The sequence below is a fragment of the Campylobacter sp. CNRCH_2016_3089 genome, from assembly GCF_025772505.1.
In the GTDB taxonomy this organism is placed as follows: Bacteria; Campylobacterota; Campylobacteria; order Campylobacterales; family Campylobacteraceae; genus Campylobacter_D; species Campylobacter_D lari_D.
Map to the genome: position 1 here is coordinate 1 of NZ_JAKMSF010000029.1, position 2480 is coordinate 2480.

Below are 2480 nucleotides of genomic sequence, written 5' to 3' on the forward strand. Positions count from 1 at the left end.
GATCCTCTTGTATCGTTGCCACACCATGATCACAAAACTTCCATTAGCTCTAAAACTATAGGAGTATACGAACAAGGATACAATGAACTAACTTTATCCAACTTAAAAGATAAAGAACAAATCTATCTAAAAGCAGAAAGAGACTATGATGAATTGGTTCAGCACAACTTTACTCAAAGAATTTTAAATGATAAAGATTCTATGGTGGATGGGATTTATAATGAAAGAATTAAAAAAGTTCATACGCAAACCATAGATTTAGCTAAAAATGTCAATGTTGGTGCTGAGTATCTAATAAATGTAGGTTTATCTAAAGACACCATAGTTGGATTATCTAACACTTTAAATGTAGGAGTAGACAACAAGTTAAGAGTAGCTAAAAATTCAAGTGAATATATAGGAGAAAATAAAGACACTGAAATATGCGCAAACAAAAATACCATTATACATAAAGATGAAACTAGAAATGTTAAAGGAAACAAAAAAGAAATTATAGAAGGTTATTACAATATAAATACAAGCAATAAAATACAAGTCTTGAGCGAAAAAGAGATAGATTATAAAAGCAAAGACAATATTCTTTTTACAAGCAATGAATCCATGGGATTTGAAAGCGATAAAAATACAAGTATGGTGGCTGATAATATCACTACCTATGCAAAAACAACTCACTATCTAAAGGCTGATAGTGAGGCAACTATACAAGTAGGAGAAACATTGATTAATGCTAAACCAGATTGTGTTATCATTAAAGCAGGTGGAGTAGAAGTAGTGATAGATTCTAAGGGCCTTGTTGTTAAAGGTGGAGAAATTAAAGCGGAGTAAATATATAGTATTTTTTTGAAAATAAATACTATATTTTAAAAATTTTAGAATGCCAAATATTAGTAATACAATAAATAGTATAAAAAAATATCATTATGATTTTTATAGAAAATTTTATAAACTATTTTTAAAATACCAAGGAATATAAATGAAAAAACCTTTTTATAAACTTAAAAAATTTTATATACCCTGCGGTTTACTTATAGCTTTGATTATTTTTATAAGCTTAGCTTATCGCCCTTTAGAGCTTATCTTTTGGGATAAGTATTATTATGAAAAAGAAAATCAAATTAGAAAAGAGATATCTAAATTATTCTGGAGCAACGAAGAAGAATTTAAAAAAGTTTTTGTAGAACAAAACTTAAATCAAGAATTAAAACTTAATCAAAAAGAATTATTAAATTATATGCATAATTTTAAAAAAGATTTTAAATTTATGCAAATTTTAGGTTTAGACAATGCTTATTTGGTAGCTCTTAGAAATAAAGTAAGTATATTTGGAAGAAAAAGTGAAACTAATCTTAATTATTTTTATCTTGCTTCTAATAGCACTACCAATTTAAACGAAATGAATAATTTTATAAGCATTATGGATAGATATATCATTTTTATTAACAAAATAGATGCATTGCCTGACACTTATGCACTTATGAAAATAGCCTTTAATGCTGATTATTTTCTTTTTAATTTAATCCCATTTGCTTCAAGCCTAGATAAAAACTTTATGTGTTCTATACCTCAAAAAGAACAGTTATTAGAAAATATGATTAATTCTTATAAAAAAATGAATTTATTATATAAAACAAAACTAAAAACCGAAATTCAAGAAATGATATACCCAACAATATATAAAGCAAAAAGATATAATTATTTCATAAATATTGCTAAAGGAAGATTAAATGCATGCGGAAGATAATTTAAATTTTAAAGATAATTTTTAAATTATATAGGAAAAATAAATGTCTATTTATAAAGAATGTGAAGTTTGTAAAACAAAAATCAATAAATTACAAAATATTTGGAATATATTCTCAGGCAAATTAGAAATAAAATGCAAAAATTGCAAAAGTAAATATGGAGTTTCTAGTAAGATTATAAACTGGATATATGATACTTTTGTATATTTATTGCTTATTCCAGATAGTATGCTTTTAATTATAATATTTTTTGGTGGATATTTTTTTGTCAAATATGGATTATTAGTAGTGCTTTACTTATTAGCAATTATCTTTCTTGTTAGAAAACTAATAAATATTGTTTTACTTCTTCTTTGTAAATTAAAAAGGCTAGAAAATGAGAGATAAAGGATTAATGGAACATCTTAAGGATATTAAAAGATTGTTATATAGGACTTTATGATTTTGGAGATTTTTTAGCTAGAATTTCAGGTTTTAGAGATTGGCAAGAAAAAAGTGTTATTTTAGATGATTTTCATAAATGGCAGACGCTAGAAGAATTGGACTTTTTAAAAGATATTATTAAAAATGAAACTTCTAGAAATATTATACTAGAATATTTAATAAAAGATATCAATGAAAGACCTTTGTATTATTTAGCACCATCAGGAATTTTAACAACAATTAAAAAAATAACCAAAACAAAAAAACTATTCATAATAAACATAACTTCTTTAGGAGGAAAAGCAACATCCACCA

3 protein-coding genes are annotated in these 2480 nt (G+C 24.8%); all 3 read left to right on the top strand.

Annotation, left to right across the window (positions count from 1 at the left end):
* Positions 1 to 825 (top strand): bacteriophage T4 gp5 trimerisation domain-containing protein (locus tag L8W69_RS09020; RefSeq protein WP_318529613.1); only part of this gene is annotated, 825 nt, incomplete at its 5' end.
* A gap of 148 nt (positions 826 to 973) precedes the next feature.
* The gene (locus L8W69_RS09025) at positions 974 to 1741 is read left to right on the top strand and encodes a hypothetical protein (RefSeq protein WP_263666969.1); all 768 of its coding nucleotides are present in this window, start codon (positions 974 to 976) and stop codon (positions 1739 to 1741) included.
* Positions 1742 to 1784: 43 nt separating this feature from the next.
* Positions 1785 to 2129: a hypothetical protein gene (locus L8W69_RS09030; RefSeq protein ID WP_263666970.1), complete on the top strand. Its 345-nt coding sequence runs from the start codon at positions 1785 to 1787 to the stop codon at positions 2127 to 2129.
* Positions 2130 to 2480 lie beyond the last annotated feature (351 nt).